The sequence below is a fragment of the Roseateles sp. GW821-FHT09G03 genome, assembly GCF_059416045.1.
The window spans coordinates 24,021-50,815 of the sequence record NZ_JBWKOK010000009.1 but is presented as its reverse complement, the minus strand read 5'-3'; the positions used below and the strand labels follow the sequence as shown (position 1 = coordinate 50,815).

The window sequence follows — 26,795 nt, the reverse complement described above, 5'->3', positions numbered from 1 at the left end:
TCACTTCAGCCAGTCGTTCAGCAACTCCGGCGGACGCGCGATCAGCGCGCGGTCGCCTTGCACGACGATCGCCCGCTGCAGCAGCTTCGGGCGGTCCGCGACCGCTTGAAGCAGCTGCGTGTCGGTCAGCGAGGCATCCGCGAGATTCAGCTCGCGATAGTCGTCCTCGTTGTCGCGCACCATCGCGCGCACCGGCGTGCCGAGCTGCCGATGCAGTGTCTGCAACTCAGGCAGCGTCAGCGGCGTCTCCAGATACTCGACGACTGCGGGCTGAAGACCACGGGACTCCAGCAGCGCGAGCGCCTCGCGCGACTTGGAGCAGCGGGGGTTGTGCAGGATCTTGAGGCTCATGCGGACCAGTGTAGGAGGCGCGATCCAGATATCGATATGCGGATCGCCCGTCGTTGGTCCATGCACCTCTGACGGGCATCGCCGCCGTCCGCGAGCACCGACATGGCGCTACGGGCTTTCCATGACGACCGTCCGGGACCCGGTCGCTAGCATCCACGCTCTTGTTCCAGTCCAGGATGGAGACACGATGACCGGCAAGACCGTCAAGGAAGCCGGCCCGGCCAACGGCATGACCGTGCCCCTGGCGGCGACCCGCGCCGCGCCCGATGCCTACGCGCTGATCCACGGCGCCTTCCGCTGGCAGGTGCCCGAACGCCTGGCCATCGCCGAGCTCTGCTGCGGCCGCTGGGCCCGCGAGACGCCCGACGCGCCTGCCATCCTCTTCGACAGTGACAGCGGCTGTCGCGCCCACTACTCCTTCGGCCAACTGCAGCGCGCGGCCAACCGGCTCTCCAATGCGCTCAAGCGTCTGGGCGTCGAGCCCGGCGATCGCGTCGCGCTCGTGCTGCCGCAGCGCTTCGAGACCGCGGTCGCGCACATCGCCATCAACCAGCTCGGCGCGGTCGCGATGCCGCTGTCCATGCTCTTCGGGCCGGACGCGCTCGAGTACCGGCTCAAGGACAGCGAGGCCAAGGTCGCGATCGTCGAGGGCGGCGCGCTCGACGCGCTTCGATCGGTGCGCGCCGCATGCCCGACGCTGCATCATGTGCTGGTCGTCGGCGAGTCCGATGCCCACGAGGGCGAAGCCGGATGGATGGCCGCGCTGCAGGCCGAGGACGCACGCTTCGCCGCGCGCGACAACGCCGCCGAAGACCCCGCGATCCTGATCTACACGAGCGGCACGACCGGCGCGCCCAAGGGCGCCTTGCTGCCGCAGCGTGCGCTGCTCGGCAACCTCACCGGCTTCATCGCCAGCCAGAACTGGTTCGGCTTCGATCCGCACGATCCGTCGGTGCGCAGCGAGGCCGTGTTCTGGAGCCCCGCCGACTGGGCCTGGACCGGCGGCCTGATGGACGCGCTGCTGCCGTCGCTGTGCTTCGGCCGGCCCATCCTCGGCTACCAGGGGCGCTTCTCGCCGGAGAAGGCCTTCGAGCTGATGCAGCACTACCGCGTCAGCCACACCTTCCTGTTCCCGACGGCGCTGAAGGCGATGATGAAGGCCGTGCCGCATCCCGCCGTGCGCTATGCGCTGAACCTGCAGGCGATCATGAGCGCGGGCGAGGCCGTCGGCGATGCCGTCTTCGACTGGGGCCAGCGCGAACTCGGCGTGACGATCAACGAGATGTTCGGGCAGACCGAGATCAACTACGTCGTCGGCAACTGCGCACGGTTGTGGCCGGCGAAGCCCGGCAGCATGGGACGCGCCTATCCCGGTCACCGCGTCGCGGTCATCGACGACGAGGGTCAGGTCTGTTCTCCCGGGCAGATCGGCGAAGTGGCCGTTCATCGGCGCGACGTGCATGGAGCGCCCGATCCGATCTTCTTCCTCGGCTACTGGCGCAACGAGGCCGCCACGGCCGCGAAGTTCACCGGCGATCCGGCGGACAGCTGGTGCCGCACCGGCGATCTTGCCCGCACGGACGAGGACGGGTATCTCTGGTACCAGGGCCGTTCCGACGACCAGTTCAAGGTCGCGGGCTATCGCATCGGCCCGGGCGAGATCGAGAACTGCCTGGTGCGCCACGAGGCCGTCGCCAACGCGGCGGTCGTGCCGAAGCCCGATGCCGAGCGCGGTGCGCTGGTGAAGGCCTTCGTCGTGCTGGCGCCGGGCCGGCAGCCGTCGGCCGCGCTGACCGCGGAGCTGCAGGACTTCGTGAAGCAGCGGCTCGCGCCCTACGAGTACCCGAAGGAGATCGAGTTCCTCGACACGCTGCCGATGACGACCACCGGCAAGGTGCAGCGCCGCGTGCTGCGGCAACTGGAAGCGGACCGCGCGGCGGGGGGCAACTAACTCGCGCGCGTGTTGCGCAGCTTCACGTAGAGCTTGGTGTTGGCGCCCGGCTGCGGCTGCAGCAGGGCCGCGTCCGGCCATTGCTCCTGGCCGGTCAGCACCGTGCAGGCGCGGGACGGTTGGCCCTTGGGCGTCTCGGGCTCACGCTGCTGGGCCTCGGTGGGCAGCGGCAGGCGCAGGTGCTGGCCGCTCTCCGTCCAGTCGAGGTTCCACTGCGGCTGGTCGCTGCACACGATGACGCCGTCGATCTGCGGGAACATCCAGCGCACGTACCAGGGCAGCAGCTCGGTGCGCAGCCGCTGGCCGACACCGACGATGCGGCGCACGGTGCCCATGTCCAGCATCTCCGGCGGCGTCGCGATGTCGATGCTCAGCCGGACGCCCAGCTCGCCCTTGGGCACGTTGGTGCCGAACTCCATGTCTCTCGCCTGCTTCTCAGGGAAGGTCGGCAGGTCGAAGCGGCCCTTCTCGTCGATCGGGACCGGGATGTAGTCGTCGTCGCTCATCAGCGCGAGCTTGGTGCCGGCCGGCGGCGGCTTGGACATGTCCTTCGGGTCGGTCAGCACGAAGCGGCTCACGAACAGACCTTCGCCTTCGGTGCGCAGCTTGGACAGCAGCTCGTTGAGGCGTTTGTACGGGAAGGAGGTGCCGCGCTTCATGTCGCTCTGGACGGTCGGCAGGGCGACCGCGCCGGAAGCCGGCGACGAGGCGGAGGCCGGCGCCGGCTCGGGGGCCGCCGCAGCGACCGGATCGCAGGCGGCCAGGCCGCCGATCAAAGCCAATGCGAGCACGGTGACTGGAACGCGGCGCGCCGCGTGGGGGAACTGCTGGGGCTTCACTTCGACTCTCTCCCTGTGTCGCGAATGCGATCAACGCTGAACGGTGCGCGGCCGGTGTGGGTTGACGACGCGTGTCCCGCGTCGGGGTGTCAGCGTCGGCATTTGCCGCGCGCCTCGGCGAGCACCCAGAACGGCAGGCTGAGCAGGCCCGCACCGGCGCCAGCGAATTCGCCCTTCAGGCAATCGCCGCTGGCGCCCTTCATCATCTCGTTGCCCAGCTTGGTCGACGCGTCGATCTTGTCGGGCGCGAGGCTGGCGGTGTCGGCGCGCTCGGCGAGCAGCGGCTGTCCCTGCGTTCCCTGGCGGATCGCGCGCTGCGTCGCGGCGCCGTACATCAGGTCGCGGCCGGTCGGACCCGACGCGGCCGAGGCCGCCGCCGGCGCGGTCATGACGACGGTCGAGCGACGCTCCTCCTGGGACTCCTCTGCCTCAGGCACGGAAGCCCGCGGCACTCGACCGGGGTCAGCACTTGCGCGACGCGCGACCTGCGGTGGGCGCGGCGTCGGTGCGGGCCTGGCGTTCAGCAGCGGCGGCAACTGGATCGTCACCATGCGAATCGATGAACTGCGCTGCTCGCGGTGCGATTCCGCCCGGCGCCATGCGTGCTGCAGCCAGCCGATCAGCGCGACGTGCAGCAGCAGGACCGCACCGATGGCGAGCGTGCGAGGCGCGAGACGACGATCACGCGCCACCATCTGCGCCTCCGTCCTCGGGCTCATCGCCCGGTTCCCAGGCGAGCAGGTCGCCGGGCTGACACTGCAGCACCGCGCAGATGCGCGACAGCGTGTCGAAGCGCACCCCGCGCACCTTGCCGGACTTCAGCAGCGAGAGGTTGGCCTCGGTGATGCCGATGGCCTCGGCGAGCTCCTTCGAGCGCATCTTGCGTTGCGCGAGCATCACGTCGAGTCGGACGACGATGGGCATGGGCGGGGTTCCTGCGCCGGTCCGTTCAGACGAACTCGGCGTTCTCCTGCGCCATGCGCTGGGCCTCGCGCATCACCATGGCCATCGCGATCAGCACCAGGCCGAGCAGCAGCACGATGTAGTGCTGGCTGCCGAGATGCACGGACAGCATCCGCTGCCCGGGCGGGTTGCCGAAGGTCAGGGCGAGGATGGTGACGGTGTCGGTCAGCGGCATCACCAGTGCCATGGCCGTCACCGATTGCCCCAGGCGTCGCAGATGGCGCGTCGCGCCATCGGTGAAGACCTCGCCGCGCAGATAGGCGCCGAAGAGGCGCCACAGGCACAGCAGCGCGAACAGCGTCAGCAGCGCCTGCGGCAGGTTGACCGCCAGCCCCCAGGCGCGCGAGACGGCGTCGAATTGCATGGGGCAGTCCAGGCACCAGTCCTTGCGCGCAGTGCGTTCGACCAGTCCGCGGTCGGCCCAGAAGATCGCGTGGAAACCCACCACCACCGCCATGGCGATCAGCGCCATCGCGCGCACGCAGTGAGCGATCCAGCGGATGCGCTGGAGGCTGGCAGGGAAGGAGGCGTCGCTCATGGTCTTACCGTCGGGTGGCAAGAAATTACTGTAAAACAATAATTTCTTGGGCGCAATGGTGGACCGAGTAAAGGCGGCTGCTGGCACGCGCGCGGCGATCGCCCGGCCCTCCCCCGCACGCGCGGCGACACCTTCGGTCGGACCGAGGAAATCATCGGCCGCTGGCTGAAGGCCCGGGCCGGGATGCGCGAACGCATCGTTGTCGCGACCAAGGTCGCCGGGCCGTCGCGCGGCTATGACTGGATCCGAGACGGCAGCATGGACCTCACCGGTGCGCAGATCGTGCAGGCCTGCGAGGACAGCCTGCGCCGGCTGCAGATCGAGACCATCGCTGCCATCGGCCGGACCCTGGACGCCGAGACGCTGGCCCGCATCGACCGCATCCGCTGGGAGATCCGCGACCCGGCGCAGTGAGCGGCAATCAGCCGATCACTCGATCAGCAGCTCGAACGTGCCGTCGGCCAGCCGCTGACCGTTGACCATCACCTCGATCGCGTGCGTGCCCGCATAGTGCGTGCGCGTGGTGAAGTTGCGCAGCGCGCGACGGATGCGGATTGTCGTCGCTGTGCCGGCTGCGAGTTCCACCGTCTTCAGCTTGAACACCTTCGGCGACGCGCGACCGTTCTTCTTCACGTAATGCACGGCGTAGTCGACCACCAGCCGTTGCGTCGTCTCGGCGGTGGAGCGCAGCTCGAAGGCGATCTCGACCTCGCCGCCGATCGCAACGCGTGACGGCTCGATCGCGAGGCGCTCCACGACGGCCAGCGCGCCCTCGCTGGCGCCGATCAGCTTCAGCGCCCGCGCGTCGCCCTGCTTGATGCGCGAGCGCAGCGCATGCTTCACGATCCACGCGCTGCGCTCGTCCGCGAGGTCCCAGTCGGCCACGTGGGCGAAGACCCAGTCCGCGTGGTCCTTGGTGATGTCGTTCAGGTTGTTGGCGACGGAGCGCCGCACGTAGAGGGCGTCGTCGGCGCGCAGTGCCTGCAGGATCTCCGCCAGCGGCGCCGGATCGGCGACCAGCGCGTCGAGCCGGAACGACCACGGCAACCGCGGCCGGCAGCCCTCGCTGGCCAGGCGCCGCACGTGCTCGTCGCGATCGGCGGTCCAGCGTGTCATCGTCTTCAGCGTGCCGGCAAGATCCTGGCGCAGGAAGGGGCGGATCGCGAATTCGGCGGTGCCGTGTCCGGTCATCCGCTTGAGCGCCTTCAGCGACGCCACGGGATCGTGCAGCCCGTAGCTCGCGACGAAATCGCACAGCCCCATGTTCACGAACGCGCCGCCGGTCTTGGGCGCCGCGGCGACCACCGCATCGAGCTTCATCGCGAAGCTGCCGGGGAGCGCGGCATCGAGCGCCTCCGCCACGCGGTGCACGCGCTGCATGATGGACAGCGGCTCGAGTCCCTCGGTCGCCACGGCCATGAAGCGCTTGCGCTGGAAGCCGGTCGCGGACTCCGCGAACACGGAGGCCAGCGATCGCAGCGCGGTCTCGCCGATCAGGTCCTTGAGGTTGTAGCTGGAGGTCGGGGCGGCATCCGTCATGAGGGCTCGGTGAACACGAAGTGCAGGAAGGGCGCCGCAGCGTAGCGCGGGCGCTGCCATCGTCTGTCAGCAGGTGTTGTGCAGAACGCGCCGCCCGCTCAGCGGGCGCAGCACGTGCGGCGCGCAGCAAGCTCGTACAAGCCACCGCTGCGGCCAGCGCGGAGAATCGCGCCATGAGCAAGAAATCCGCCCATGTCAGCGAGACGCTGGCGACGCAGATGCTGCGCCAGCACAAGGTCGCCTTCGGGGAACACGTCTACGACTACGTCGATCACGGCGGCACCGGCGAGTCCTCCAAGCAGCTCGGCGTCCCCGAGCACGAGGTCGTCAAGACGCTGGTGATGCAGGACGAGAAGGCGCAGCCGCTGATCGTGCTGATGCACGGCGACTGCACCGTCAGCCTGAAGGAGCTCGCCCGGCAGATCCCCTGCAAGAAGGTCGAGCCCTGCAAGCCCGACGTCGCGCAGCGCCACAGCGGCTACCTCGTCGGAGGCACGTCGCCGTTCGGGACGCGCAAGGAGATGCCGGTGTTCGTCGAGTCCACCGTGCTCGCGCTGCCCCGCATCCTGATCAACGGCGGGCGCCGCGGCTACCTGATCAGCATCGAACCCCGGGTTTTGACGGAGCTGCTCGCGGCCCGTCCGGTCGAGTGCGCGCTGAAGTCCGGGGCAGAATAGCGCCCCATGCAAAGTGTCCTGTTCCCCTTGTTGGCCGTCGTGGCCGGGTATCTGATCGGCTCCCTGTCCTTCGCGGTGATCGTCAGCCGGCTGATGGGCCTGTCCGATCCGCGCAGCTACGGCAGCGGCAACCCGGGCGCGACCAACGTGCTGCGCTCCGGCAACAAGGCCGCCGCGATCCTGACGCTGGTCTTCGACGCGCTCAAGGGCTACGTCCCCGTGCTGTTGGTGCTGAAGTTCGGCCCGCCGTACGGCCTGGAGGAGGGCACCGCCGCGCTGGTCGGCCTGGCGGCCTTCATCGGCCACCTGTGGCCGGTCTTCTTCAAGTTCATCGGCGGCAAGGGCGTCGCCACCGCGGCCGGCGTGCTGCTCGCGATCAACCCGTGGCTTGGCCTGGCCGTGCTCGGCGTGTGGATCGTGATGGCGGCCGTGTTCCGCTACTCGTCGCTGGCCTCGCTGGCCGCCGCCGTCGCCGCGCCGCTGCTGCAGATGCTGATCTGGGACGTCGGTCCCGAACTGCCGGCCATCGCGCTGATGAGCCTGCTGCTGATCTGGCGCCACGCCGCCAACATCAAGAAGCTGATGGCGGGCACCGAGAGCAAGCTCGGCCAGAAGTCGGCCCCGGTCCCCGCCGTGCCCGCGGCCAAGTCCCATCGCCACGAGCAGTCGCGCGCGCATCGGCACGATCACAAGCGCGATCACAAGCCTTCCAACAAGTCCAACCCGCACAGCAAATGAGCAACATCGAACGCTTCGACGTCGGCCCGCGTCTCTCCGAGATGGCCATCCACAACGGCGTGGTCTACCTGGCCGGCCAGGTGCCGGACGACGCCACCGCCGACGTCAAGGGCCAGACCGAACAGGTGCTGGCGATGATCGACAAGCTGCTGGCCCGCGCCGGCAGCGACAAGACCAAGATCCTGCGCGCGCAGCTCTACATCGCCGACGTCAAGGACCTGGCCGGCATGAACGCCGCCTGGGACGCCTGGGTGCCGGCCGGCCACACGCCGCCGCGCGCGACCGTCGAGGCCAAGCTGGCCAAGCCGGAGTGGAAGATCGAGATCGTGATCACCGCGGCGGTCTGAGCCTCGGCGAGGCCACTGGCCTCTTCAAGCAGAACGCCGGCTTCGTGCCGGCGTTTTTCATGGTGCCTCGAACGGGAGTCGAACCCGTTCGGGGTGTCGGGCTTGACTCACTCGTCGGCGCCGGCCTCTTCGAGTTCCAGACCGAGGCAGGCCGGATCGCCGCAGCCGCGCCGTACGAGGACCGGCGGCTCCGCCGTCAGGTCGACGACCGTGGTCGGCTTCATCGGGCAGGCGCCCGCGTCGATGATCAGCTGGATCAGCTTGTCGTAGCGCGCGGTGATCTCTTCGGGGTCGTTGATCGGCTCGTGCTCGCCAGGCGGGATCAGGGTCGTGGCCAGCAGCGGTCCGCCGATCAGCGCGAGCAGGTCCTGCGTGACGCGGTGGTCCGGCACGCGCAGGCCGATGGTGCGGCGCGACGGGTGCGAGAGCCGCCGCGGCACTTCCTTGGTCGCTTCCAGGATGAAGGTGAACGGCCCGGGCGTGGCCGTCTTGATCATCCGGTACTGCTTGTTGTCGACGCGCGCGTAGCTGCCCAGCTCGCTGAGGTCGCGGCACAGCAGCGTCATGTGGTGCTTGTCGTCGACGCCGCGGATGCGGCGCAGCGCCTCGGCGGCCGCCTTGTCGTCGAGCTGGCAGACCAGCGCGTAGCTGGAGTCGGTCGGGATCGCGCCGATGCCGCCCTGGCTCAGGATCTGCGCCGCCTGGCGCAGGAAGCGGGCCTGCGGGTTGTCGGGATGGACTTCGAAGATCTGGGCCATGGTCCTCACCTGGGGCAATCGGCATGCGAGCCGATCATGGAGCCGGTCTGCGCCGGCGGATGTTTCCGGAGATCCCTGTCGCGCTGTCCGTCGGTCCGAAGCGGTCCGCGGGCATCCGCAGCGTCTTGTGCCGCGATCGGAGGAATCAGGCCGGCCAGTGGATGCGGTGCTCGAGCGCGCCCCACACCGGTTTCAACCGGCCGGAAAGATGCTGGTCGAGTTTGCCGACGTCGACGCGGCTTTCCTCCGGGCTGTGGAAGTCGGAGCCGCGCGACGCGAGCAGGTCGAATTCGAGCGCCGTGTCGGTGTACTGAATCATGTCCCCGGCGGTGTGGCTGCCGGTGACGACCTCGATGCCGCGCCCGCCGTGCGCGATGAATTCGGTGATCAGCGCGTACTCCTCGGTCGGTGTGAAGCCGTAGCGGCCCGGGTGCGCGATGACGGCCAGCCCGCCGGCATCGACGATCCAGCCCACCGCGTCGCGCAGCGCCGCCCAGCGGTGCGGCACGAAGCCGGGCTTGCCTTCGGTGAGGAAGCGGCGGAAGACTTCGGGCACGTCCGAGCACTGGCCGGTCTCCACCAGGAAGCGCGCGAAGTGGGTGCGGGAGATCAGCTCCGGATTGCCGGCGAACCTGAGCGCGCCTTCATAGGCGCCGTGGATGCCGGCCTTGGCCAGGTCGTCCGACATTTCCTTCGCCCGCGCGCCGCGGCCGCCGCGCGTTGCGCGCAGGCCGGCATCGATGCGCGGGTCTTCATGGTCGAAGCCCAGCCCCACGATGTGCACGACCTTGCCGGCGAAGGTCACGGAGATCTCGACGCCGGTCAGGTAGGGCAGCCCCGCCGCCTTCGCCGCCGCGATCGCGCGCTGCTGGCCGCCGAGCTCGTCGTGGTCCGTCAACGCCCACAGCTCGACGCCGTTGGCCTTGGCGCGCGCGGCCAGGGCCTCGGGCGTCAGCGTGCCGTCGGAGACGGTCGAGTGGCAGTGGAGGTCCGCGTTCGTCTGCGCATGCAGCGCGATCCGCCCAATGCCGTCGGACGCGGCGGCGTGAACCGGCAGCGTGTCGGTGGGGACGGAGGAACCCGGTGGAACCGGTCGAACGGGAGAAGGGGTGTTCACCCCGCCGATTCTAGGAGCGGCGCCATGTCCGTGGCGCCGGTACCGGATCGACGGCGGTCGACGAAGTAGCGGCTGGGTCCGGTGCCGCACTTGGCGACGTGCTTGGGCTCGGCCAGCGCGGCGGACAGCGCGCGCACGCTGTCGAAGGCGCCGGGCTGCACCTGGATCACGCCGGCGCTCAGCGTCGGCAGCGGATTGAAGGATTCCTGGTTCTGGCGGTTCAGCGTCACGTAGCCGCCCAGCGCCTGGTGTTCGGCGGAGAAGAAGGGGCGGATCTGGCGGTCGAACTCGCGGCAGACGCGGGTGACGCGGGCGGTCCAGTCGGGGGAGCCCAGCACCATCACGAAGTCGTCGCCGCCGATGTGGCCGACGAAGTCCAGCGACGGGTCGGCGGCGTCCTGCAGGATCTGCGCGCAGAGCTTGATGATGTCGTCGCCCGCGGCGTAGCCGTAGACGTCGTTGAAGGGCTTGAAGTGGTCGATGTCCCAGGCGACGACGACGAATTCGCGCGCTTCGTGCAGCAGGGCGTCGAGGTGCTGGTCGGTGGGCACGTTGCCCGGCATCAGCGTCAGCGGGTTGGCGTAACGCGCGCTGTGGACCTGCAGGTCGGAGACGGCCTTCAGCAGGTCGGTGCTGCGGCCGGTGCCGAAATACTCGCCGTTGCGGGTGACGATGAAGCCGTCGACCATCAGGCGGTCGTCCAGGCTGGAGATCGCGTCGCTCATCTCGCGCAGCGAGGTGCCGGCATCGAAGATCAGCGGCTGCGGATCCATCAGCGCGGTGCAGGAGCGCTTCTCGTGGATGTCCATGAAGTAGCGCTCGGCGCTGCGCTTGAGCACCTGCAGCGAGCGCAGGATGCCGATCGGGCGGTTCGATTCGTCCAGCACCGGCATCGAGAACAGCTGCTCGTCGCGCTGGAACATGTCGGCGACGGTCTGGCAGTTGAGCTTGGGCGTGACGGTGTGGCTGCGGCGGGCCAGCTGCGCGGCGGTCGTGATCGCGTCGGGCGGCAGGCGCATCCAGTCGGCGTTGCGGCGGCGGTGCTCGGGCGCGAGCAGCGCGTCCACCTCGGCGCGCAGCGCGGCGCGCGGCGCGGCGCTCGGACGCGCGAGCAGGTAACCCTGGCAGACCGGCACGCCCAGACGGCGCAGCACGGTGAGGTCGCTGAGCTGCTCGAGGCCTTCGGCGACGACGGTGCAGCCGGAGCTGGCCGCCATCTCGAGGATGGAGCGCACGAACTGCTGCTTGAGCGGCTCCTGCGCGATCCCGTCGATGAAGTGCCGGTCGATCTTGACGAAGTCGGGCCGGATGTCCATCCATCGCTTCAGGCTCGCGAAGCCCTCGCCGAGGTCGTCCAGCGCCACGACGAAGCCCAGCTCCCGCAGGCTGCGCATGCTGTCCTGCAGGCGCTCGGGTTCGAGGATGGGGCGCGTCTCGGTGAGTTCGATGACCACACGCGACGCGGGCAGGTCGAGCTGCGCGAACTCGCGGGCGATCAGCGTGCCGCGGTCGCTGGTGGCGAGCAGCGTGTCTGCGGTGAGGTTCAGGAAGAGCTGGCCGGGGAGCTTGAGCTCCTTGAAGCGGCGAAGCGCACGGCGCACGACGAGCCGTTCCAGCTCCACGAGCCGGCCCAGGCGGGCGGCGGTCTCGAACAGCACCAGCGGCGAGTGCAGCGGCGTGTCCGCCGGCCCGCGTGTGAGGGCCTCGTAGCCCAGGATGTTCGCGCGCTCGACCTCGACCAGCGGTTGGAAGTGGATGTCCAACGCACCGTCGCGAATGATGGCGGACAGGGCGATGCTCAGCGGGTCGGGCGGTTGCAGGTGCGTGGTGGGCATGGGGAGACACCACGGCGGACGGTACGCCGCGTGGTGTCCCCATTCTGGGTGGCCTCTATGTCATCGATTTGACAAACTGTTACAGCAGGGGTCAGGTGTGAAGTCTGGCGCGGTTCGCGCAGTTCCGTGTGTCTGGATCACGGACTGGGCGACGCGAGGTGCATGGGCGGACGTCACGGCTTCTGCTTGCTGAAGTCCCGCTCCGGGAACAGGCGCGTCGTCAGCGCGCCCAGGCTCTCGTGGACCACGTCGACGTTGGTCTCGTCGATGATGAGCTTGGTGATCTGCGGGCTCAGCGCCTTGCGCAACAGGCCCAGGAAGCGCGGCGCGGCGACGACGCGCAACTGCGTCACCTCGCCGTTGTTGTAGCCGTCGTCGAGCGTCTTGGCGACGCGCGCGGCGAAGCTGATGGCTTCTTGATGCGATTCGTCGACGCCCGCGGACGCGGTCACGTTGTTGCCGCGCCGGCCTTCGGCGTCGCGCCGCAGGTCCGCGTTGTTCGCATGGGCGGCGGCATCGGTCAGCGTCGTGACGTCCTCCAGGTCGCCACCTTCCTCGGGCAGCTTCAGCAGACGCGCCACGCCCTCATCGGCCACCAGCACCCAGAGCTTCCCATCGTCCTTGTATGCAGTCATCTCGGTTCCTTCAACAGAGTTCTCGTCGAGGGAAGGGTGGCAATCGCCGTACCCCGGGTCGGGCCCTGAGTCGCGTCCTGAATCGCGCCCCGGTCGGCTCGAACAAGGCGTGGGTGCACTTGGCGGTCAGTCCCGACGGAGGGAACATGGCTTGCCCGCCGGTACATTGCACCGGCTCCTCCGCATCGAGATCGCCATGGATACCGACCACCCCTCCGCCGTCAGCCTCCACATCGTCTGCCCGTCCTGCGGCGCGAAGAACCGCGTGCCGCGCGAGCGTCTGGGCGAGTCGCCCGACTGCGGCCGCTGCAGCACGCCGCTGATGCAGGCGCAGGCCGTGGATCTCACGCCGGAGGTGTTCGACAAGTTCATCGCCGGCACCGAACTGCCGGTCGTCGTCGACTGCTGGGCCGAGTGGTGCGGCCCTTGCCGGATGATGACGCCGCAGTTCGAGAAGGCGGCGGCGATGCTGCCCGAAGTGCGCTTCGTGAAGCTCGATACCGAAGCCGCGCCGCAGCAGAGCGCGCGCTACGGCATCCGCAGCATTCCCACGATGCTGCTGTTCCTCGATGGGCAGGAGATCGCGCGCGAATCCGGTGCGATGCCGGCGCCGGCCATCGTCGAGTGGGTACGGAAGCAGTTGCTGGGCTGAGCGTCCCGCGCCGAGCTATTCCGCCATCGCCTCCACGACCATCTGCACGCGCTGCTGGCCCTGGAACTCGTCCAGGCTCAGGCGGTAGGCCAGCGTCACCTGCTCGGGCAACTGCTCGGTGTGGCCGAACCAGATGGCATCGCGGATCCAGGCGCCCTGGCGCAGGCGCAGCTTGAGGTGGCGTTCGCCGACGATGCGCTGGTTCACGACCTGCACGCGGTCGCAGAACAGCGGCGCCTCGAAGGCCTGACCCCAGACCTGCGCTTCCAGCTCCTGGACCGTCTCGGCGCAGAAGGCTTCCGGCGGCAAAGGGCCGTCGGTGCGCAGCGTTCGGGTGAGCGAGGCCTCGTCGAGCCACTCGCGGGCGACGTCCTCGAAAGCGGTGCGGAAGGCGTCGACGCCGCCAGGTCCCAGCGTGCATCCCGCCGCCATCGCGTGGCCGCCGAATTTTTTCAGCAGCTCGGGATGGCGCTTGGACACGAGGTCCAGCGCATCGCGCAGATGGAAGCCGGGGATCGAGCGGCCCGAGCCCTTGAGCTGGCCATCCGCGCCCTCGGCGAAGACGAACACCGGGCGATGCAGCCGGTCCTTGATCCGCGAGGCCACGATGCCGACGACGCCTTCGTGGAAGTCGGCATCGAAGAGCGCCAGCGCGGGCGGCGGCGCGCCGTCCAGGCGCGGATCCGTCATCAGGCGCTCGAGCAGCGCGAGCGCCTGCTCCTGCATGCCGGCCTCGATCTCGCGACGCTCGCGGTTGATGCGGTCGAGCTCACGCGCAAGGGCCAGCGCCTGTTCGCTGTCGTCCGTCGTCAGGCAGGTGATGCCCAGCGTCATGTCGTCGAGGCGGCCCGCCGCGTTGATGCGCGGACCCAGCGCGAAGCCGAGGTCGAAGCTGTTGGCGCGCGAGGCGTCGCGGCTCGCCGCGGTGAACAGCGCCTGCACGCCCGGCTGCATGCGGCCGGCGCGCATCCGCCGCAGGCCCTGCGCCACCAGGCGACGGTTGTTGGCGTCGAGTCTCACCACGTCGGCGACGGTGCCCAGCGCGACGAGGTCGAGCAGGCCGTCGAGCCGCGGCGGCGCATCCTCACCGAATGCGCCGCGGCGGCGCAGCTCGCCGCGCAGCACCGTCAGCACGTAGAAGGCGACGCCGACACCGGCGAGGCTCTTGCCGGGGAAGGGGCAGCCCGGCTGGTTGGGGTTCACCAGCGCGTCGGCGTCGGGCACGGTCGGCTGGCCGTCGGCGGTGACCGCCGGCAGGTGGTGGTCCGTGACGAGAACCTTCAGGCCGAGCGCGCGCGCGAAGGCCACGCCGGCATGGCTGGCGATGCCGTTGTCGACGGTGACGAGCAGGCGGGGCTCATGCTTCAACGCCAGCTCGACGATGGTTGGCGTCAGGCCATAGCCGTGGACCGCGCGATCGGGGACCACGTAGCTGACCGTGCCCGGCTGGGCGCCGAGCAGCGCCAATCCACGCAGCATCACCGCGCAGGCGGTGGCGCCGTCGCAGTCGTAGTCCGCCACGATGCAGATGCGATCGCCCGCGCCGATCGCGTCGGCCAGCAGCACCGCGGCCTTGTCGATGCCGAGCATCCCCAGCGGGCCCTCGGGCGGGAGCAGGTGCTTCAGGTCGGGGTCGAGCTCGTCGCGCGACAGCACGCCCCGGGCCGCGAAGAGGCGCGACAGCAGCGGCGAGAAGCCGGCTTCCTGCAGCGCGTGGGCGGAGTCCGGCGGGACGTCGCGGGTCAGGATGCGGGGACTGCTCACAGGGGCTCCAGGGCGGTGGCGACCGAGGCGCTCGGCGCCGCGAATCGTTCCTTCAAGCGCTGCCAGCCGCTCGCGGACTGGCGTCTCCAGGTGCGGGCGAGGCGCTCGCCGCTCAGCGTGAGCGAGACGGGCTCGTTGGCGCGCGCGGCATTCAACACCTGCTCGATCGGGCCCTGGTCCAGCGCCTTCCAGCCCTCGCTCCACGCGTAGAGATCGCCGGTCAGCATCGGCACGCGCAGGCGGTCGTCGACGACGAGGTCGGCGGGCAAGGCGCTGCCACGCTCGCGTCCGCCGCCACCGATCCACACGGCGTTCAGCGGGCGCAGCCGGCGTTGCTCGCGCGCCTGGTTGAGCGGGTGATCGTGCAGCAGCATCTGCGCCTCGTTGAGCAGCGTGCGCAGGCGGCGGGCGCGCGGGTACCAGGTCTCGACACCGCGATTGAGCACGCGATCCGCGCTGGCGGCCTCCAGGCCGTCGAGCTCGTCGTGCGCGATCGCCCATTCGCCGGGGGACAGCCAGGCGGTCCGCCAGCCTTCGGCGGCGGGGAACAGCGCGGTCGACAGCGCGTCGAGGAAGGCGCGGGATTCGGCCTCGTCCAGGGCTAGCGTCTCGGGCCCGAGCGCGGTGACGCCCTCGGTGCCGACGGCGAAGTGGGCGGGCGTCAGCAGTGCCCAGGCGGCGTCGGCGGGATCCTGCCCGGCGGCGCGCACGCGCCAGGCGGCGATCGGCGGATGGTCGTCGGCGACGCCGCGGCGTCGCGCCAGGAAGTGGTCGTGCGGGGGGAGCGGGGAGGTCTCGTCGGCATCGCCGACGTCCCCCGCCGGGGCCAGCAAGCCGAGCAGGCGGCTCAGGTTCGGCAGCTCCAGCTCGCGCAGGGCGCCCTCGAAATGAGGGTCCAGCGAACTGGCGAAGGGGATCATCAGGTGCATGGCGGGGGATTATCGGGGGTCTGGTCATCAAGCTTTCATCCGGCGTCGGCAACCTGTGGGGCCATGCTGACCGACACGCTCATGGCCGCCGCGATTTCGAACGAACCGCCTGTGGCCGAGGCGGACGAGGGCGGATCGATCCGCGTGCGCACGGTGTGGATCTCCGATCTGCACCTGGGCACGCCGGGTTGCCAGGCCCGGGCGCTGCTCGACTTCCTCAGGGAGGTCGAGTGCGAGCAGCTCTTCCTCGTTGGCGACATCGTCGACGGCTGGCAGCTGCGCCGCAGCTGGTACTGGCCGCAGGAGCACAACGACGTCGTCCAGAAGCTGCTGCGCAAGGCGCGCAAGGGCACCCGCGTGATCTACGTGCCGGGCAACCACGACGAATTCGCCCGCAAGTACCTGCAGCACAGCTTCGGCGGCATCGAGGTCGCGCACGAGTGGATCCACGAAACCGCCGACGGCCGCAAGTTCTGGGTCACCCATGGCGACCTGTTCGACGGCGTCATCCAGCACGCCAAGTGGCTGGCCCACCTGGGCGACACGCTCTATGAATTCACGCTGAAGCTGAACCGCCACCTCAACTCGCTGCGCGCGCGCATGGGCCTGCCGTACTGGAGCCTCAGCAAGTACCTGAAGCTCAAGGTCAAGCGCGCGGTCTCGTTCATCGGCGAATTCGAGCAGGCGCTGGCCCGCGAGGCCCGCAAGCGCGGCGTGCAGGGCGTCGTCTGCGGCCACATCCACCACGCCGAGCTGCGCGACATCGACGGCATCACCTACGCCAACGACGGCGACTGGGTCGAGAGCCTCACCGCGCTGGTCGAGCATCCGGACGGCCACCTCGAGATCCTGGACTGGGCCGAGCGCCAGCGGAAGATCGCGGCGCAGGGGACTGCCGAGGCGCTGGCCTCCGCGATGCGCCAGCCGGCGTGATCCGAACCGTATCGAACCGATCCGGACGTATCTGATCCAGCCAGGATCGACCTGACCCCAGCCAGGCATCCGCCATCGTTCTGATGGGGTGGGCGTCGTCCTCGACGTCGGTGCAACCGTGCGCGACCCGCCCGAAAGAGGGTCACCACCTTGTCACACCAGCTTCATAGAATCAGTCCATGACTTTGCCTGACGTCCCGCTGCTCAACCGCGAAAACGCGATCCTCGAGTTCAACCGGCGCGTCCTGGCGCAGGCCCAGCGCGTCGACGTGCCGCTGCTGGAGCGGCTGCGCTACATCTGCATCGTGTCCAGCAACCTCGACGAGTTCTTCGAGGTGCGTTTCGCCGACATGCTGGACATGCAGCGCGACGGCAGCGGGCTGGTGACGCCGCGCGACGTCGAGCGCGTCGGCCGCGCCGCCCACGATCTGATCGACGAGCAGTACGCAATCTTCAACGACCAGGTCATGCCCGCCCTGCGCGAGCACAACATCCAGATCCTGAACCACGCCGACCGCACCGACGAGATCCGCGCGTGGGTCGCCAAGTTCTTCGAGCGCGAGGTGCGTCCGCTGCTGGTCCCGGTGGGCCTGGACCCGGCGCATCCGTTCCCGCAGGTCGGCAACAAGTCGCTGCACTTCATCGCCCGGCTGTCGGGCAAGGACGCGCTGGGTCGCGACAACCGCATCGCCATCGTCAAGGTGCCGCGGGTGCTGCCGCGCGTGATCAAGGTGCCGGCGGCGATCAGTGGCGGCAAGCAGAGCTTCGTGCTGCTGACCAGCGTCATCCGCGCCCACCTGGAAGAGCTGTTCCCGGGACGGCATGTCGAGGCCTTCTCCCAGTTCCGCGTCACCCGTGACTCCGACCTGGAGGTCGACGAGGAAGAGATCGCCAACCTGCGCCACGCGCTGCGCTCCGGCCTGACCACCCGCCACTTCGGACGCGCGGTGCGGCTGGAAGTGGTCAACACCTGCCCCGAAGAGCTCTCGCGTTTCCTGCTCGAGCAGTTTGACCTGCCGGAGGCGGCGCTGTACCGCGTCAACGGGCCGGTCAACCTCGTGCGCCTGAACGAACTGATCGACCAGACCGACGCCGAGGACCTGCGCTTCCAGCCCTACGAGCCGAGCTGGCCCAAGGGCCGGCTGCCGCGCGGCAAGTCCATCTTCGACAAGCTGCGGACCAAGGGTGACGTGATGCTGCATCACCCGTTCGAGAGCTTCGATCCGGTGGTGCAGCTGCTGCGCGAGGCGGTCGAGGATCCGGACGTGCTGGCGATCAAGCAGACGATCTACCGGACCGGCAGCCAGTCGGTGCTGGCCGACCTGCTGATCGAGGCGGCGCGGCGCGGCAAGGAAGTGCTGGCGGTGGTCGAGCTCAAGGCGCGCTTCGACGAGGAGGCCAACATCAACTGGGCGGAGCGGCTGGAAGCCGTCGGCGCGCAGGTGGTGTACGGCATCGTCGGCCTCAAGACGCATGCGAAGCTGATGCTGATCACGCGCCGCGAGGGCGGGAAGCTGCGCCGCTACGGGCATCTGTCCACGGGCAACTACAACCCGAAGACGGCGCGCTTCTACACCGACCTCGGTTATCTGACGGCCGACGCCGAGATCACCGCGGACATGGACCTGGTGTTCAGCCAGCTGGCATCCCTGTCGAAGTTCAAGGCGCCCAAGAAGCTGCTGCTGGCGCCGTTCAACCTGCACCGCACGATGTGCGAGCTGCTGACGCAGGTCGAGGAAGCGGCGAAGCGCGGCGAGACCGCGCGCGTGGTCCTGAAGATCAATGCGCTGACCGATGCCGAGCTCATCAACGGCCTGATCCGCGCGGGCAAGGCTGGCGCGAAGATCGATCTGATCGTGCGTGGTGCCTGCATGCTGCCGCCGGGATTGCCGGGCGAGACGGACAACATCCTGGTGCGCTCGGTGGTGGGTCGTTTCCTGGAGCACTCGCGGATCTTCTATTTCCGCTGGGGCCAGGACGAGCAGGAGGCGCTGTACCTGTCGAGCGCCGACTGGATGGCGCGCAACATGCTGAGACGCATCGAGGTCGCGTGGCCGATCACGGACGCGAAGCTGCGTCAGCGGGTGCTCGACGAGGGCCTGACGCCCTACCTGCACGACACGCTGGACGCCTGGCAACTGGGCCCCGACGGCACCTCGCAGCGCATCGGCACCGAGGCCAACCCGGACAGCGTCTGCGCGCAGCAGGCCCTGATGCGCCTCTACCGCGAAGACCTCTGACCTACCGGGTCAGGCCTCCAGCGCCAACTGCACCTTCCCCACCTTGGCCCAGGCTTCCAGCTCCTCCCGGAGCAGGAAGTGCGCCCGGGGGTGGGTATCGGCCCAACCCTTGCGCATCTCGATGGTGACGTCCATCCCGTCGCGGCGGATCCTGATGTCGGCCGGATCGACGTTGCTGCGCGCATGGCACTTGATGGCCGCGAGCCGGAGCGCGAGCAACTGCCAGACCATGGCTTCGTCCTGCAGCTGCTCCTCGAGCTTGCGCAGCCCGCCGCGCTGACCGAGGGCCAGGTCGCCGAGGCGCCGCAGCTGGTTCTGCGAGAAACCAGGAGCGTCGACATGCGACAGCAGGTAGGCGCTGTGCCGATGGTGGTCGTGATGGGAGACCATCATGCCGATCTCGTGGAGCGCGGCGGCCCAGGAGAGTTCGCGGCGATGTTCTTCCTCGGCCCTGGGCGACAGCTGCGTGTGCAGGCGCTGGGCGAGCGACTGGACGCGGCCGGCCTGTTCGCGGTCGACGGCGAAGCGGCGCTGCAGCTCGGAGACGGATTGCTCCCGCATGTCGCGGCCGGCGGCGAGCAGGCGCGGGTCGAGGCGTTCCGCGAGGTCGAAGATGACCCCCTGGCGCAGGGCGCCCTTGGCGGGGTACAGGCGGTCGATGTCGAAGTGCGTGAGCAGCGTGTAGAGGATGCACAGGCCGCCGCCGACGACGGCGCGGCGATCGTCCTTCAGGCCGGCGAGCTTCAGCGCATCGACGCGCCCGGCGACCAGGCACTGCTCGATGCACCAGCGCAGGCCGTCGAGCGTGATCGAGCCGTCCGGGCTGACGCCGCTGGCGGCCAGGATCTGCGACACGGCGCCGACGGTGCCGGACGAGCCCAGCGCCTGCTGCCAGCGCGGTTGCGCCGACTGGCGCGAGAACTGGGTGATGGCTTCCTCGAGCTCGGCGCCGGCGGCGACCTGAGCGGCGCGGAACGCTTCGGGCGTGAAGCGTCCGTCGGGGAAGAAGCGCATCGACAGGCTGACGCTGCCGATCTGGAAGGATTCAGTACTGACCGGTTGCGGACCGCGGCCCAGGATCATCTCGGTGGAGCGGCCGCCGATGTCGATGACCAGGCGCGGATCCTCGGCCGCCTGCAGCCGGGCCACGCCGGCGTAGATGAGGCGGGCCTCTTCGCGGCCGGAGATCACTTCGATCGGATGCCCCAGCACCTCCTGCGCCCGCGCGAGGAAGGCGTTGCGATTGCGCGCCTCGCGCAGCGTCTGGGTCGCGACCGCGCGCACCTGGCGGCCGGGCAGGCCCGACAGCCGTTCCGCGAAGCGCCGCAGGCAGGCGAGGCCGCGCTCGGTGGCCTCTTCGGTCAGCATGCTCATCGCATCCAGACCCGCGCCCAGGCGCACCGTTTCCTTCAGGTAGTCCAGCCGGCGGTACTGCCCGTGCTGCAACTGGGCGAGTTCCAGACGGAAGCTGTTGGAGCCCATGTCGATGGCGGCCAGGATCAGGGGAACTTGCGCTTGCGTCGTCATGGGTCGCGATTGTCGCGGTGTTTGGGACCGCCATCGGGAACGAAGTGCTTTCATCATGCTGTCGCACGACACCCGCGCTAGCATCCGGCGTTCCGTCCACCCCGCATCCCAACCGAGGAGCCGCAGATGACGAATTCCGATTCCCGCGCCGAAGGCGCCGCCGGCGTGTCCCCTGAACTGGCCGACGCGATCCGCGACGACATCGACACGTTGACCCCGGGCCGGGCCTTCAGCCGGCGGGCCTTCGTCAGCACGGCGGTCGGCAGCGGTTTCGCGGCGGCGGTGCTGCCGGTGTCGGCGCAGACGATCACCACCGACACGCAAGGCCTGGATGCGTGCCCGGTCTCGATCCCGGTCGGCGACTTCAAGATGCCGGCGTACGTCGCACAGCCCGCGGGCAAGAAGAATGCGCACGTCGTGCTCGTGATCAGCGAGATCTTCGGCGTGCACGAGCACATCGCCGATGTCGCGCGTCGTTTCGCGAAGCTCGGCTACCTGGCGATCGCGCCCGACCTGTTCGCGCGGCAGGGCAATGCGACCGTGTATTCGGACATCGCCAAGCTGCAGAGCGAGATCATCCAGCGCACGCCCGACGCGCAGGTCATGAACGACCTGGACGCGGCGGTCGCCTGGGCGAAGCAGCAGGGCGGCGACACCTCGAAGCTGGCGATCACCGGCTTCTGCTGGGGCGGCCGCATCGTGTGGCTGTACACGGCGCACAGCAAGGCGGTGAAGGCGGGGGTGGCCTGGTACGGCCGCCTGCAAGGCCAGACGAATGCGATGACGCCGAAGCATCCGATCGACGTCGTCGGTCAACTGAACGCTCCGGTGCTAGGCCTGTACGGTGCGCAGGACGGCGGCATTCCCGTGTCCACGGTCGCCGCGATGCAGGAGGCGCTCAAGCAGGGTAGCGCTGCTGCCAAGGCGAGTGAGTTCGTCGTCTACCCTGACACCGGCCATGCCTTTCACGCCGATTACCGCCCCAGCTACAAGCCTGAGCCTGCCAAGGATGGTTGGGCCCGTTGCCAGGCCTGGTTCAAGCAGCATGGCATCTGAACGCCCAAGGCCCGAAGTCAGCGAGAGAGGCTGGGGCCGGAATGGGGCTTGGGGTTCGCGGACGCGAGGCCCCATGCCCCGTGGAGAGCCCGCGCTCACCGTCTCGAAGTCTTTCCCGGCCCCTACGCTCACCGCCACGAAGTTGATGCCAGAGCCCGCGAAGCCGGCGGGGCTTGACGAGTCTGAGACAATTTTCGGAACCCCAACCGGCGCACCCCCAGTGGTGCGCCTTTTTTATCCATGACCCTGACCTACATCCTGCTGGTGACTTTCGCCGGCGGTCTTGCCTCCGTGACGATCGCGGCGATGCTGACGGTTGGCCTGCTGAGCCGCATCGTCAAGCACCTAGTGAGTCTGTCCACCGGCGTGCTGCTGTCGACCGCGCTGCTGCATGTGTTGCCGGAGGCGTTCGAGAGCGGGGCGGATCCGCACAACCTGTTCCTGGCGCTGCTGGGCGGCTTGATGTTCTTCTTCCTGCTGGAGAAGGCCGAGCTGTACCGCCACACCCACCACCATGAGGGGGACGGGCATCACCATCACCACCACTTCGACCAGGAGCAGGCGGGCCGGGGTGGGTTGTCGGTGCTGGTGGGGGATTCGATCCACAACTTCTGCGACGGGATCATCATCGCCGCGGCCTTCCTGGCCGATCACCACCTGGGTTGGGTCACCGCGATGGCGATCGTGGCGCACGAGATTCCGCAGGAAGTCGGCGACTACATCGTGCTGCTGAACGCGGGCTTCACCCGCAAGAAGGCCTTGTTCTTCAACGCCGTGTCAGGGATGGCGGCGGTGATCGGCGGGCTGGTGGGTTATTACGTCGTGGGTCCGTGGCAGCAGCTGTTCCCCTACCTGCTGGTGGCGGCGTCGAGCAGCTTCGTCTATGTCTCGGTCGCCGACCTGATCCCGCAGCTGCAACGCCGGCTGCCGTGGAAGGACACCGCGCTGCAGCTGCTGTGGCTGGGCGTGGGCATCGTGTTCGTGCTGATCGTCGTGGGCGGGAAACACGTTCACTGAACGTGCCCGCTGAAGCGGGCCGGAGCCGCCCGGGAGGGCGTGCCGGCCAGCATGCGGAGCGGTTTACTGCGGCGCGCCTTCGCCGTGCACCACCAGCACCGGGAAGGCGCAGTGCGTCAGCACCTTCTGCGTCTCGCTGCCGAGCAGCAGCGCCTGCAGCCCTCGACGGCCGTGCGTGGCCATCACCAGCAGGTCGGCATTGACGCGCTTGGCGTGCTCGATGATGGCTTCCCAGGGGTGGAGCGCTTCCACGCTGTGGGCCTCGATCTCCAGACCTTCGGCCCGCGCCAGCGACAGGACGTGGGCCAGACGCTCCTGCGCGATGCGCTCCTGGGCGTCGAAGAACTCCTGCGGCGGCGTCGGCTGCATCTCCGAGACGGCGCTGTAGGGGAAGGGCTCCTTCACGCTGATGGCGAACAGCCGGGCGTTGTGGAACTTCGCCAGCTGGACGGCGGTGGAGATCGCCTTGGCGGTGATGTCGGAACCGTCGGTGGGAATCAGGATGCGCTGGAACATGGCGAGCCTCCTTCGAGCGAACGGGGTAGGGCTGGGTGGTCCCGACCCCCACGCCCAGTCGGGGTCAGGGCTTGACCCCTTTGCCCTAGGCAGTCTGCCCTTCCCATGGTGCTCGCGCCATGCGCAATGTCAATAAGGGCCGGCGTCAGCCCTCCGGTCAACCTTTTGCGAGCGGGAAGCGCGGGTTCGCGCTCCATTCGCTCCAGGAACCGGGGTAGAGCCGGCTGCCCGTCAGTCCGGCATGGTGCATCGCCAGCAGGTTGTGGCAGGCGGTCACGCCGGATCCGCATTGATGCACGGTGTCCGCGGCGCCCTGCGGGCCGAGCAGTTCGGAGAATTCCTCGCGCAACTGCGCGGCGGGCTTGAACCGGCCTTCCGGCGTCAGGTTGGACTTGAAGAACCGGTTCGTCGCGCCGGGAATGTGGCCCGCCTGCGTGTCCAGGGGTTCGACTTCCCCCCGGAAGCGCTCGCCCGCGCGGGCGTCGATCAGGCGCACGCGCCCGAGACCGGCGAGCAGGTCCTGGGCGGACCACGGCATTTCGAGCGGCGTGCCGGATTCGAAGGAAGCGGAAGCGGCCGGCGTGCCGGCGGGCAGGTCCGTCGTCACCGGAGCGCCGGCCTGCTGCCAGGCCGCGAAGCCGCCGTCCAGCACCGCCACCTGCGCATGGCCCAGCCAGCGCAGCATCCACCAGACGCGCGCGCCGTACATGCCGTCGGCGGCGTCGTAGGCGACGAGTTGCCGGCCCGGCGTCATGCCGAGATCCCGCAGTCGCCCGGCGAAGGCCTCGCGTTCGGGCAGCGGGTGGCGGCCGCGGAACGCGCCGAAGGCATCCTGTTTCGGTCCGCTGAGATCGCGGTCGAGGTTCAGGTAGAACGCGCCGGGTACATGGCCGGCCGCGTAGGCGCGCTCGCCGGCCGCGGTGTCGGCCAGGTCGAAGCGGACGTCGACGACCAGCGGCGGTGTGGCCGAGTTCAGCAGCGCCTGCAACTGTTCGACCGTGACCAGTCCGTCAAAGCCCACCGCGGAGGGGGACGTCGTGGAGGACTGGGAAGGGGAAACCGGGTGAGGCGTCGCTGGAGTCGTCATGGCCGTTCAAGATTCCTGGACAGAATGCTGGGCGTCCTTGGGGGTGTTCCGGGCGCGCAGCAGCGTCGCCCCCAGGCCCGCGACGACGATCAGCAGGATGCCGATCCACGACAGCAGACCCAGCAGGTCACCGAAGATCAGCACACCATACAACGCCGAGAACACGATGCCCAGGTACTGGAGCGACGCGTTCACCAGCGGCTTGCCGGTGCCGTAGGCGCGTGTCATCAGCAACTGGGCGGCGGTGGCGAGCACGCCGACGGCCAGCAGCAACGCCGCGCCGGTCCAGGTGTGGGCATGCCAGCCGCCGTGCGACACGATCGTCGTCAGCGCCCCGGCGACGACGCCGCCCATCGAGAAGTAGAAGACGATGCGGAATTCCGGCTCCCCCGCGCGGCCCAGCGAGGTCACCTGCAGGTAGGCCATCGCCGAGAGCATCCCGGAGGCGAGCCCCGCCAGTCCGTGCCAGACCTGCTGGTCTTCCATCGCCGGCTGCAGCACCAGTCCGACACCGACGAAGCCGAGCAGCACGGTGATGATCAGGCGCGGATCGACCTTGGCCGCGCCCATCAGCACGGCGCCGCCGATCAGGAACAGCGCCATCCACACCGAGGACATGTAGTTCAGCGTCATGGCCGTCGCGAGCGGCAGCTTGCTGATTGCGAAGAACCACAGCGACAGCGCGATCACCCCCGACAGGCTGCGCCAGAAGTGCATCGCCGGCACGGCGGTCTTCAACGACAGCCCCTTGGCCCGCGACAGCGCGAACAGGAACAGCGTGCCGACCAGGCCGCGGTACATGACGATCTCGCCCGCGCCGTAGTAGGCCGAGGCCAACTTGACGCAGACACCCATGGTGGCGAACAGCAGGGTCGCCAGGACCATCAGGAGGGGTGCAGACATATGCGGCCGATTCTCGCGCCGAAGGTCGGTCCGGCCTGTTGCGGGGAGCCGCAAAAACGAACGCCCCGCAAGAGCGGGGCGTTGTGCGCACCTGGGGCGGTGCGGCGGGGACGGCGTGTCGGTATGCCGTCGATGCGGCGTCAGCGCTTCATCAGCCCGCGGTACCACTCGTGGAAGTGCTTCATCCCGTCTTCCATCGGCGTCTGGTACGGGCCGACCTCGTTGTCGCCCCGTTCCATCAGCGCCTTGCGGCCGGCATCCATGCGCAGCGCGATCTCGTCGTCCTCGACGCAGGTCTCCATGTAGGCGGCCTGCTGCGCATCGATGAGGTCGCGCTCGAAGGCGACGACTTCTTCGGGGTAGTAGAACTCGACGATGTTGGTCGTCTTCTGCGGCCCCTTGGGGAACAGCGTCGACACCACCAGCACGTTGGGGTACCACTCCACCATGATGTTGGGGTAGTAGGTCAGCCAGATGGCGCCCTGGTCCGGCGACTGGCCGCCGGAGAACCCCAGCACCTGGTCGTGCCACTTGGCGTAGACCTCGGAGCCCGGCTTCTCGAGCGCCTTGTTCACGCCCACCGTCTGCACCGAATAGTCCCGGCCGAATTCCCATGCCAGGTCGTCGCAGGTGACGAAGTGGCCCAGGCCCGGGTGGAACGGGCCGACGTGGTAATCCTCCAGATAGACCTCGATGAAGGTCTTCCAGTTGTAGTCGCACTCGTGGACATGGACCTTGTCGAGCTGGTAGCCGCTGAAGTCCAGCGCGCCGCGCGGGCCGAGCTTGGCCAGGTCGGCGGCGATGTCGCGGCCGTTGTCCTCGAACAGCAGGCCGTTCCACTCGCGGATCTTGTAGCGGTTCAGGTGCAGGCAGGGGTCCTGCTTGAAGTGCGGCGCGCCGACCAGTTCGCCCTTGAGGTCGTAGGTCCAGCGGTGCAGCGGGCAGACGATGTTGCTCTGCGTGTTGCCGCGGCCGCGCAGCATCACCGCCTGGCGATGGCGGCAGACGTTGGAGATCAGTTCCAGGCCTTGCGCGCTGCGCACGATGGCGCGGCCTTCGCCTTCCTGCGGCAGGGCGTAGTAGTCGCCGACCTCGGGCACGGCCAGCGCGTGGCCGAGGTAGCGGGGGCCATGCTGGAAGATCAGTTCCTGTTCGCGGCGGAACAGGTCCTCGTCGAAGTAGGAGGTGACCGGTAGCTGGGGGTGGCTGGGGGCCGTGCTGCCCGTGCTGCTGCGCTCAAGCGCGCTGAGAGGGATGCTCAGGTCGGACATGATCCAAGAGGGTCTCCAAGACTCCAATGTCAACCGTGACGGCCGCCCCCCAGATTGGGCGGGCCGGCAACTGTGGGACTGAAATGAGGGCCCGAAAGGGGGGGCTGAAGGGGCCTGAATGAAATGCCCGCCGGGGCCCTTTTAGGGCATAGCAGCGGGCAAGGGAACCGGTGATTGTACCCGGCCCGCCTGTGGAGGGGAAATGGGTGGGTGTCAGGTGTCACCCAGCGCCCGAAACACCCGCTGACGCCTGTGGCGGCACGCTCACATCCCCCGACGGTCGGAAGGCGGACGGGGTGTGGACGGTGCTTACAATCAGCCTTTTCGCGTTTTGAAATGAGCAAGCCTTCCGCCAGCGCCAAATCGGCGCAGCCCACGATCCAGGAGCAGGAACCTGCCAGCTATGAGCTGGCGGTCGAGGAGTTGGAACGTCTGGTGCAGGCCATGGAGGCCGGGCAACTGCCGCTGGACCAGTTGCTGGCCAGCTACCAGCGGGGAGCCGCCTTGCTCAAATACTGCCGCGCCCGACTTCAGGCCGTCGAACAACAAGTACAGGTCATCGAAGGTGGGAGCGCGCAGGCTTGGGGAGATGAATAAGTGGATGCAGGGGTT

The 26,795-nt window shown here is 68.9% G+C and carries 27 protein-coding genes and 1 pseudogene; 11 read left to right on the top strand and 17 right to left on the bottom strand.

What is annotated here, in order from left to right; translation table 11 throughout:
* Complete coding sequence (arsC, locus tag AC07OZ_RS25935) at window positions 1–351, bottom strand: arsenate reductase (glutaredoxin) (RefSeq protein ID WP_495469927.1); 351 nt, start codon at window positions 349–351, stop codon at window positions 1–3.
* Window positions 352–580: 229 nt separating this feature from the next.
* Here arsC and AC07OZ_RS25930 point away from each other — a divergent pair, with 229 nt between their 5' ends.
* Window positions 581–2,302 (top strand): acetate--CoA ligase, encoded by a 1,722-nt coding sequence (locus AC07OZ_RS25930; protein ID WP_495470071.1) that lies wholly within the window; start codon window positions 581–583, stop codon window positions 2,300–2,302.
* Here the strand turns inward: AC07OZ_RS25930 and AC07OZ_RS25925 are convergent.
* The 4 genes from AC07OZ_RS25925 to AC07OZ_RS25910 form a co-directional block, all read right to left on the bottom strand.
* On the bottom strand, window positions 2,299–3,141 hold the full coding sequence (locus AC07OZ_RS25925) for a hypothetical protein (RefSeq protein WP_495469926.1): 843 nt from the start codon (window positions 3,139–3,141) through the stop codon (window positions 2,299–2,301). The genes AC07OZ_RS25930 and AC07OZ_RS25925 overlap by 4 nt on opposite strands.
* A gap of 89 nt (window positions 3,142–3,230) precedes the next feature.
* Entirely contained in the window at window positions 3,231–3,860 is a 630-nt protein-coding gene (locus AC07OZ_RS25920) for a hypothetical protein (RefSeq protein WP_495469925.1), read from the bottom strand.
* Window positions 3,823–4,065 carry a helix-turn-helix domain-containing protein gene (locus AC07OZ_RS25915; RefSeq protein WP_067283861.1) on the bottom strand — a complete coding sequence of 81 codons (243 nt, stop codon included), beginning with the start codon at window positions 4,063–4,065 and terminating at the stop codon, window positions 3,823–3,825. Before AC07OZ_RS25915 ends, AC07OZ_RS25920 begins: the two co-directional genes overlap by 38 nt.
* Window positions 4,066–4,090: 25 nt before the next feature.
* On the bottom strand, window positions 4,091–4,642 hold the full coding sequence (locus AC07OZ_RS25910) for a DUF2975 domain-containing protein (RefSeq protein WP_495469924.1): 552 nt from the start codon (window positions 4,640–4,642) through the stop codon (window positions 4,091–4,093).
* A gap of 120 nt (window positions 4,643–4,762) precedes the next feature.
* On the opposite strand from AC07OZ_RS25910, the pseudogene AC07OZ_RS25905 reads away from it, so the two are divergent.
* Window positions 4,763–4,972, top strand: a pseudogene (locus tag AC07OZ_RS25905) (aldo/keto reductase); the annotation flags it as partial.
* Between the two features lie 99 nt (window positions 4,973–5,071).
* On the opposite strand, the gene AC07OZ_RS25900 reads toward AC07OZ_RS25905, so the two are convergent.
* Window positions 5,072–6,181, bottom strand: coding sequence for a DNA alkylation repair protein (locus AC07OZ_RS25900; protein WP_495469923.1), 1,110 nt, complete (start codon window positions 6,179–6,181; stop codon window positions 5,072–5,074).
* Between the two features lie 173 nt (window positions 6,182–6,354).
* Here AC07OZ_RS25900 and AC07OZ_RS25895 point away from each other — a divergent pair, with 173 nt between their 5' ends.
* From AC07OZ_RS25895 to AC07OZ_RS25885, 3 genes are read left to right on the top strand one after another with little or no spacing between them, the layout of a single operon-like run.
* Entirely contained in the window at window positions 6,355–6,858 is a 504-nt protein-coding gene (locus tag AC07OZ_RS25895; RefSeq protein ID WP_495469922.1) for an aminoacyl-tRNA deacylase, read from the top strand.
* 6 nt (window positions 6,859–6,864) lie between these two features.
* On the top strand, window positions 6,865–7,596 hold the full coding sequence (gene plsY / locus AC07OZ_RS25890; RefSeq protein WP_495469921.1) for a glycerol-3-phosphate 1-O-acyltransferase PlsY: 732 nt from the start codon (window positions 6,865–6,867) through the stop codon (window positions 7,594–7,596).
* A complete protein-coding gene (locus AC07OZ_RS25885; protein ID WP_495135673.1) occupies window positions 7,593–7,943 on the top strand; it encodes a RidA family protein in 351 nt (116 codons plus the stop codon). The genes plsY and AC07OZ_RS25885 overlap by 4 nt, the downstream gene beginning before the upstream one ends.
* A gap of 107 nt (window positions 7,944–8,050) precedes the next feature.
* On the opposite strand, the gene AC07OZ_RS25880 is transcribed toward AC07OZ_RS25885, so the two are convergent.
* From AC07OZ_RS25880 to AC07OZ_RS25865, 4 genes are all read right to left on the bottom strand, one after another.
* Window positions 8,051–8,701 (bottom strand): L-threonylcarbamoyladenylate synthase, encoded by a 651-nt coding sequence (locus AC07OZ_RS25880; RefSeq protein ID WP_495469920.1) that lies wholly within the window; start codon window positions 8,699–8,701, stop codon window positions 8,051–8,053.
* 145 nt (window positions 8,702–8,846) lie between these two features.
* Entirely contained in the window at window positions 8,847–9,713 is an 867-nt protein-coding gene (locus tag AC07OZ_RS25875) for a 3',5'-nucleoside bisphosphate phosphatase (protein ID WP_495470070.1), read from the bottom strand.
* Window positions 9,714–9,814: 101 nt separating this feature from the next.
* Window positions 9,815–11,653 carry a bifunctional diguanylate cyclase/phosphodiesterase gene (locus AC07OZ_RS25870; RefSeq protein ID WP_495469919.1) on the bottom strand — a complete coding sequence of 613 codons (1,839 nt, stop codon included), beginning with the start codon at window positions 11,651–11,653 and terminating at the stop codon, window positions 9,815–9,817.
* A 173-nt stretch (window positions 11,654–11,826) separates the two neighbouring features.
* Window positions 11,827–12,288 carry a host attachment protein gene (locus AC07OZ_RS25865; RefSeq protein ID WP_495469918.1) on the bottom strand — a complete coding sequence of 154 codons (462 nt, stop codon included), beginning with the start codon at window positions 12,286–12,288 and terminating at the stop codon, window positions 11,827–11,829.
* A gap of 196 nt (window positions 12,289–12,484) precedes the next feature.
* Here AC07OZ_RS25865 and trxC point away from each other — a divergent pair, with 196 nt between their 5' ends.
* Window positions 12,485–12,940 (top strand): thioredoxin TrxC, encoded by a 456-nt coding sequence (gene trxC / locus AC07OZ_RS25860; RefSeq protein WP_495469917.1) that lies wholly within the window; start codon window positions 12,485–12,487, stop codon window positions 12,938–12,940.
* 15 nt (window positions 12,941–12,955) lie between these two features.
* Here trxC and recJ read toward each other — a convergent pair whose 3' ends face one another.
* Both recJ and AC07OZ_RS25850 read right to left on the bottom strand, forming a co-directional pair.
* A complete protein-coding gene (recJ, locus tag AC07OZ_RS25855; protein ID WP_495469916.1) occupies window positions 12,956–14,704 on the bottom strand; it encodes a single-stranded-DNA-specific exonuclease RecJ in 1,749 nt (582 codons plus the stop codon).
* Window positions 14,701–15,633 carry a hypothetical protein gene (locus AC07OZ_RS25850; RefSeq protein WP_495469915.1) on the bottom strand — a complete coding sequence of 311 codons (933 nt, stop codon included), beginning with the start codon at window positions 15,631–15,633 and terminating at the stop codon, window positions 14,701–14,703. The genes recJ and AC07OZ_RS25850 overlap by 4 nt, the downstream gene beginning before the upstream one ends.
* An 81-nt stretch (window positions 15,634–15,714) precedes the next feature.
* Here AC07OZ_RS25850 and AC07OZ_RS25845 point away from each other — a divergent pair, with 81 nt between their 5' ends.
* Window positions 15,715–16,566: a UDP-2,3-diacylglucosamine diphosphatase gene (locus tag AC07OZ_RS25845; RefSeq protein WP_495469914.1), complete on the top strand. Its 852-nt coding sequence runs from the start codon at window positions 15,715–15,717 to the stop codon at window positions 16,564–16,566.
* 179 nt (window positions 16,567–16,745) lie between these two features.
* Window positions 16,746–18,806 (top strand): polyphosphate kinase 1, encoded by a 2,061-nt coding sequence (ppk1, locus tag AC07OZ_RS25840; protein WP_495469913.1) that lies wholly within the window; start codon window positions 16,746–16,748, stop codon window positions 18,804–18,806.
* 9 nt (window positions 18,807–18,815) lie between these two features.
* Here the strand turns inward: ppk1 and AC07OZ_RS25835 are convergent, their stop codons facing one another.
* Complete coding sequence (locus AC07OZ_RS25835) at window positions 18,816–20,333, bottom strand: Ppx/GppA phosphatase family protein (RefSeq protein WP_495469912.1); 1,518 nt, start codon at window positions 20,331–20,333, stop codon at window positions 18,816–18,818.
* Window positions 20,334–20,459: 126 nt separating this feature from the next.
* Between AC07OZ_RS25835 and AC07OZ_RS25830 the strand changes: the two genes are divergently transcribed.
* Both AC07OZ_RS25830 and AC07OZ_RS25825 read left to right on the top strand, forming a co-directional pair.
* The gene (locus AC07OZ_RS25830) at window positions 20,460–21,389 is read left to right on the top strand and encodes a dienelactone hydrolase family protein (protein WP_495469911.1); all 930 of its coding nucleotides are present in this window, start codon (window positions 20,460–20,462) and stop codon (window positions 21,387–21,389) included.
* A gap of 240 nt (window positions 21,390–21,629) precedes the next feature.
* On the top strand, window positions 21,630–22,406 hold the full coding sequence (locus tag AC07OZ_RS25825) for a ZIP family metal transporter (RefSeq protein WP_495469910.1): 777 nt from the start codon (window positions 21,630–21,632) through the stop codon (window positions 22,404–22,406).
* A 63-nt stretch (window positions 22,407–22,469) separates the two neighbouring features.
* Here the strand turns inward: AC07OZ_RS25825 and AC07OZ_RS25820 are convergent, their stop codons facing one another.
* The 4 genes from AC07OZ_RS25820 to AC07OZ_RS25805 all read right to left on the bottom strand — a co-directional run bounded on the left by AC07OZ_RS25820 (window position 22,470) and on the right by AC07OZ_RS25805 (window position 26,183).
* Window positions 22,470–22,922 (bottom strand): universal stress protein, encoded by a 453-nt coding sequence (locus AC07OZ_RS25820; protein WP_495469909.1) that lies wholly within the window; start codon window positions 22,920–22,922, stop codon window positions 22,470–22,472.
* 157 nt (window positions 22,923–23,079) lie between these two features.
* Window positions 23,080–23,943 carry a sulfurtransferase gene (locus tag AC07OZ_RS25815; RefSeq protein WP_495470069.1) on the bottom strand — a complete coding sequence of 288 codons (864 nt, stop codon included), beginning with the start codon at window positions 23,941–23,943 and terminating at the stop codon, window positions 23,080–23,082.
* 72 nt (window positions 23,944–24,015) lie between these two features.
* Window positions 24,016–24,912 carry a DMT family transporter gene (locus AC07OZ_RS25810; RefSeq protein ID WP_495469908.1) on the bottom strand — a complete coding sequence of 299 codons (897 nt, stop codon included), beginning with the start codon at window positions 24,910–24,912 and terminating at the stop codon, window positions 24,016–24,018.
* A 140-nt stretch (window positions 24,913–25,052) separates the two neighbouring features.
* Window positions 25,053–26,183 carry an aromatic ring-hydroxylating oxygenase subunit alpha gene (locus AC07OZ_RS25805; RefSeq protein ID WP_495469907.1) on the bottom strand — a complete coding sequence of 377 codons (1,131 nt, stop codon included), beginning with the start codon at window positions 26,181–26,183 and terminating at the stop codon, window positions 25,053–25,055.
* Window positions 26,184–26,519: 336 nt separating this feature from the next.
* Between AC07OZ_RS25805 and AC07OZ_RS25800 the strand changes: the two genes are divergently transcribed.
* Window positions 26,520–26,780, top strand: a complete 261-nt coding sequence (locus AC07OZ_RS25800; RefSeq protein ID WP_495469906.1) for an exodeoxyribonuclease VII small subunit — start codon at window positions 26,520–26,522, stop codon at window positions 26,778–26,780.
* The last annotated feature ends 15 nt before the right edge of the window (window positions 26,781–26,795 follow it).